Below are 5,620 nucleotides of genomic sequence, written 5' to 3'. Positions count from 1 at the left end.
CCGCCGCCGGCGGCACTTCGACCGCCCCGGTGGCCAGCGCGAACACGGTGTCGCCGTCCAGCGGCGTGTGCGCCGGGCGCAGCGTGCGGGCCAGCCCGTCGTGCGCGGCGATGGCGACCCGCCGGCACGCCGCCGGGCTCAGTGCCGCGTCGGTCGCCACCACCGCGATGGTGGTATTCAGCGAGCTCAGCGGGGACGGCAGTTGCGCCAGCGCCGCGATCTGTTCGGGCGGCGGCGTCGTCAGCTCGAACTCCGTGATCAACTCGGCCATCCAGGGCAGCCCGGTGTTCGGGTCCACCGCGTCTCCGGCGGCGTTCACGATGACCAGCGCGCCGACCGTGACGCCGGACGCGAGGGTGACCGACGCCGTCCCGACACCGCCCTTGAGCACCCCGGCGCGTGCCCCGACCCCGGCGCCGACCGTGCCGACAGCCACATCCGTGCCGGCCGCCTCGCATGCCGCATAGCCGAACTCGGCGGTGGGCCGGCAATCCCAGCCACCAACCGGCAGATCGAAGATCACCGCGCCCGGCACGATCGGCACGACTCCGCCGCTCATCGCGACGCCGCACTGCCGCTCTTCCAGCCAGCGCATGATGCCGTCGGCGGCGGCCAGGCCGAAGGCACTGCCGCCGGCCAGCAGCACGGCATCCACGTAGCGCACGCTGTTGACCGGGTCGAGCAGATCGGTTTCCCGGGTCCCCGGCGCACCGCCGCGGCAGTCGACCGCGCCGACGGTTCCGGGCGGCGGCAGCACCACCGTGACGCCGGACGCCCAGCCACTGCCGAGCGACGCATCCGCGTCCAGCCGGTGGCGGTGTCCGACGCGGATCCCGCCGACGTCGGTGATGCAGTTCATCCCGCCGGCTTCCCCATCAGCACCAGCACCAGGTATTCCTGCAACACGGTCAACCACTGGTACACATCGAAGTGCGCGGCCAGCGGGTGGTCTGCCGGGAGGCGTTCCGGCCCCTGCGGGCCGATGTCGAGCATCACGCCCAACGTCAGGCGGAGATCGTTGACCGCCGAGATCCAGGCGTTGGCACTCTCTTCGGTCAGCTCGAACCTGCCGCCGTTGGCCGGGACCGTGTCGAGCAACCGCTGCGCGGCAACGCGTTTGGCGTCGATGATCTCGGGCTCGTGCAGGCTTCGCAGCGCCGCGTTCAGCGCTTCGGATTCCTGCAGCGACATCGGGTCCGAGGAGTTGGTCGGGGTTGAGTCATCACGTCGGTAGAAATCCGGCAGCAGCCGCCCGAGCGTCGGATCGCCTGGGCGCTCCGAATGACCGGTCTTGATGCCGGTGATCTCCTCGAGTTCGTCCGACGGCGAGGTGGCCTGCCGCTCGTCGAGCAACCCGACCATCGCACCGACGAGATTTTTCAACAGGGCCGACTCGTGCGGGGCCAGCGAAGACCGAAATCTGGGGCCGCTACGGGTTTCGACGCGCTTCCATTTCCGCACGATGGCTTCCGGCTACCTGGATCTCAGCTGTCCTGCTGCATCGTCGCCCACAAACCGGCGGCATGCAGCTTGGACACGTCTGCTTCCATCGACTCTCTACTGCCCGAGGACACCACGGCCTTTCCCTCGTTGTGCACCTGCAGCATCAGCTTCGTCGCGTGCGGTTCGCTGTAACCGAACAACTTCTGGAACACATAGGTCACGTACGTCATGAGGTTGACCGGGTCGTCCCACACGATGGTGACCCACGGGCTCGTCGTAGCCTCGACCGGCGCGGATTCGCGTTGTCCGGTACTGCCTGGCTTGGCCGGCGCTATCGCTACAACCATGGAGCCAAGGATACCGAGCCAGGACTCCGTTGCGGCCAGCCGATACCGTGGCAATGTGAACGCCCCGGTCTTGGCAGGCCTGCTGACCGACAAATACGAGTTGACGATGTTGGCGGCGGCACTGCGGGACGGCACCGCGCATCGGCAGACCAGCTGGGAGATGTTCGCCCGCCGCCTGCCGCCGGGCCGACGCTACGGGGTGGTGGCCGGCACCGGCCGATTGCTGGAGACGTTGCCGCAGTTCAGGTTCGACGATGCCGCGTGCGATCTGCTCGCCGAGTTCCTCGACTCCGAGACGGTCGAGTACCTGCGGGAGTTCCGCTTCAGCGGCGACATCGACGGCTACGCCGAGGGCGAGCTGTTCTTCCCCTATTCGCCCGTGCTCTCGGTGCACGGCACCTTCGCCGAGTGCGTGCTGCTGGAAACCCTGGTGCTGTCGATCTTCAACCACGACGCGGCGATCGCGTCGGCCGCGGCCCGCATGGTCTACGCGGCCGAGGGCCGCGAGCTGATCGACATGGGGTCGCGCCGCACGCACGAGCAGGCTGCGGTCGCCGCGGCGCGGGCCGCCTATGTGGCCGGCTTCGCGGGCACGTCCAACCTCGAAGCCCAGCGGCGATACGGCATTCCCGCGGTCGGCACGGCCGCGCACGCCTTCACCATGGTGCACACCACCGAAGCGGGGCCCGACGAACTGGCCGCTTTCCGGGGCCAGGTGGCGGCGCTGGGCACTGGCACCACACTGCTCGTCGACACCTACGACATCACCGAGGGTGTGGCCAACGCAGTGGCCGCCGCGGGGCCGGAGCTCGGGGCCGTGCGGATCGACTCCGGTGATCTGGTGGAGATGACGCGCCGGGTCCGCGCCCAGCTCGACGAGCTCGGTGCGACCGGCACCCGCATCGTGGTGTCGAGCGATCTCGACGAGATGTCGATCGCAGGCCTGCAGGCGGCGCCGGTGGACAGTTACGGGGTGGGCACCGCCCTGGTCACCGGATCGGGTGCGCCGACGGCGAGCATGGTCTACAAGTTGGTTGAGGTGGACGGCATTCCGGTTCAGAAGCGCAGCAGTCAGAAGCAGTCGCGCGGCGGCCGCAAGGCGGCGCTGCGACTGGCACGGCAGACCGGAATCGTCACCGAGGAGGTGGTGCATCCGGCGGGGAGCCCGCCGGCGGGCATCGACACGCACCGGGTGTTGACCACGCCGTTGGTTCGCGCCGGGCAGGCGGTTGCCCAACCGGACCTGAACGCGGCGCGCGAGCTGGTGGCGTCGGGGTTGCGCAGCCTGCCGTGGGAGGGGCTGCGACTGTCGCCCGGTGAACCCGCAATCCCGACCCAAGTCGTCCCGGCCTGACCGCCTGTGAGCGCTTCAGTACCCGATCTGCTGGCCGTCGCGGTGGCTGCGCTGGGCGGCAGCGAGCGGCAGGGTCAGGTGGAGATGGCGTCCGCGGTCGCCCAGGCCTTCGAGACGGGTGAGCACCTGGTCGTGCAGGCCGGCACCGGCACCGGAAAGTCCCTGGCCTACCTGATCCCATCCATCGTCCGCGCGGTCAGCGAGGACACGCCCGTCGTTGTGTCGACGGCCACGATCGCGCTGCAACGCCAACTCGTCGACCGGGATCTGCCCCGCTTGGCCGACTCGCTGGCCGACGTGCTGCCCCGCCGGCCGACCTTCGCCCTACTCAAGGGGCGACGGAACTACCTGTGCTTGAACAAGATTCACAACGGCGGCGGAGCCGAGGACGCCGACGACCGGCCCCAGGAGGAACTGTTCAACCCGATGGCGGTGAGCGCGTTGGGTCGCGACGTGCAGCGCCTCACCGAATGGGCGTCGAGCACCGAGTCCGGTGACCGCGACGACCTGAAGCCCGGTGTGCCGGACCGATCCTGGTCGCAGGTCAGCGTTTCGGCGCGGGAGTGCATCGGTGTCGCCCGCTGTTCCTTTGGCGCCGAATGCTTTTCGGAGCGCGCACGCGCGCGGGCTGGTGGCGCCGATGTGGTCGTCACCAACCATGCGCTGCTGGCCATCGATGCCGTATCCGATTCCGCGGTGTTGCCCGAGCACGAGTATCTGGTCGTCGACGAGGCGCATGAACTGACCGACCGGGTCACTTCGGTGGCCACCGCGGAGCTCACGTCGGCAAATTTGGGCGTCGCGGCGCGCCGGGTAGCCAGGTTGGTGAGCCCGGAGTTGGTCGAGCGACTGGAAGCCGCCACGGCGACGCTCTCGTCGGCCATCCACGATGCGCAGCCCGGCCGCATCGACTACCTCGACGACGAGCTGGCGACCTATCTGACCGCGCTGCGCGACGCGGCCAACGCCGCCCGCTCGGCGATCGAGAGCACCAGTGATGCCCGGGCGGCCGCGGCCCGCGCCGAAGCCGCCGCGGGGCTGATCGAGATTTCCGATACGGCCGCGCGGATCCTCGATTCGTTCGGACCGGCCATCCCGGACCGCACCGACATCGTCTGGCTGGACCACGAGGACGACCGCGGCTCACCGCGTGCGGTTCTGCGGGTCGCCCCGTTGTCGGTGGCCGCCCTGTTGGCCAGTCACGTCTTCGCCCGGTCGACGACGGTGTTGACCTCGGCGACGCTCACGGTCGGTGGGACGTTCGACGCGATGGCCGAGGCATGGGGGCTGAACGGCGACGCTCAGCACTGGCGGGGCCTGGATGTGGGTTCGCCGTTCCAGCACGCCAAGTCCGGAATCCTGTACGTGGCCGCGCATCTGCCGCCGCCCGGCCGTGACGGCGTGGGCTCGGCCGAACAACTGACCGAGATCGCCGAACTCGTCACCGCGGCCGGCGGCCGGACGCTGGGACTCTTCTCGTCGATGCGCGCGGCTCGCGCGACCGCCGAGGCGATGCGGGAGCGATTGTCCACGCCGGTGCTGTGTCAGGGCGACGACAGCACGTCAGCCCTGGTCAAGCAGTTCGCCGAGGACCCGGCGACGTCGTTGTTCGGCACGCTGTCGTTGTGGCAGGGCGTCGACGTTCCGGGTCCGTCGTTGTCGTTGGTGCTGATCGACCGGATCCCGTTCCCCCGGCCCGACGATCCGCTGCTCAGCGCTCGCCAGCGAGCGGTGGCGGCGCGCGGGGGCAACGGCTTTATGGCGGTCGCGGCCAGCCATGCGGCCCTGCTGCTGGCGCAGGGGTCGGGCCGGCTGTTGCGTCGCGTCTCCGACCGGGGCGTGGTCGCGGTGCTCGATTCGCGCATGGCGACCGCCCGGTACGGCGAATACCTGCGCGCGTCCCTGCCGCCGTTCTGGCCCACGACCAACCCAGAGCAGGCGGTGGCCCCGAAGTTCTACGAGCGTGACGAGCAGGGCGTGCCGCCGCGCTGGATCGAGATGGTGCGACACACGCTGCAAACGCTGGGTCCGAAGGTGCTGGCTTCCCGGATGGTCACCGACTACGTCGAGCGCTACTACCTGCCGGCGGCCGAGTCGCTGCGCAAGACGGTCGGGGCGCCGGCGGGCGGGCACGAGTTCGACGCGGCCCGCGAACTGGCGGCCTACCGCCGCCGCGTGCACGAGGCGTGGCCCAAGATCGACATCACCGACGTGGACAGCACCGGACTGCCCGACACCCCGCTGCTGGGGTCGAAGCTGACGCTCACCGCGACCGTGCAATTGGCTGGTCTGGCGCCCGACGAAGTGACCGTGCAGGCGGTGCTGGGTCGTGTCGACGCCGGCGACGAGTTGCTGGATCCGGTCACCGTGGAGATGTCCTATGCGGGCAGCGCCGACGGGGGCAATCAGGTCTTCTCGGCGACGACGCCGCTGCCGCTGGCCGGAGCGCTCGGGTACACGGTGCGGGTGCTGCCCC

Annotated in this window: 5 protein-coding genes; 2 read left to right on the top strand and 3 right to left on the bottom strand. The window is 70.0% G+C overall.

Translation table 11 applies throughout. The features are described 5' to 3' along the window. The 3 genes from A9X01_RS03150 to clpS all read right to left on the bottom strand — a co-directional run. Window positions 1-859 (bottom strand): P1 family peptidase (locus A9X01_RS03150; protein WP_065119250.1); only part of this gene is annotated, 859 nt, incomplete at its 3' end. After that, window positions 856-1,461 (bottom strand): oxidative stress transcriptional regulator AosR, encoded by a 606-nt coding sequence (aosR, locus tag A9X01_RS03145; RefSeq protein ID WP_065119249.1) that lies wholly within the window; start codon window positions 1,459-1,461, stop codon window positions 856-858. The genes aosR and A9X01_RS03150, both read right to left, overlap by 4 nt. Window positions 1,462-1,484: 23 nt before the next feature. Then, window positions 1,485-1,790 (bottom strand): ATP-dependent Clp protease adapter ClpS, encoded by a 306-nt coding sequence (gene clpS / locus A9X01_RS03140; RefSeq protein WP_036357929.1) that lies wholly within the window; start codon window positions 1,788-1,790, stop codon window positions 1,485-1,487. On the opposite strand from clpS, the gene A9X01_RS03135 reads away from it, so the two are divergent. Together A9X01_RS03135 and A9X01_RS03130 are read left to right on the top strand one after the other, a co-directional pair. Beyond that, window positions 1,789-3,144, top strand: coding sequence for a nicotinate phosphoribosyltransferase (locus tag A9X01_RS03135; RefSeq protein WP_155771899.1), 1,356 nt, complete (start codon window positions 1,789-1,791; stop codon window positions 3,142-3,144). The genes clpS and A9X01_RS03135 overlap by 2 nt on opposite strands. A 6-nt stretch (window positions 3,145-3,150) precedes the next feature. Further along, the coding region (locus A9X01_RS03130) for an ATP-dependent DNA helicase (RefSeq protein ID WP_253848906.1) at window positions 3,151-5,620 on the top strand (2,470 nt) is incomplete at its 3' end.

Origin of the sequence: Mycobacterium asiaticum, assembly GCF_001668675.1 — a bacterium.
Taxonomy (GTDB): Bacteria; Actinomycetota; Actinomycetes; order Mycobacteriales; family Mycobacteriaceae; genus Mycobacterium; species Mycobacterium asiaticum_D.
The sequence above is the reverse complement of the archived record's forward strand: the minus strand, read 5'-3'. Positions and strand labels throughout refer to the sequence as shown.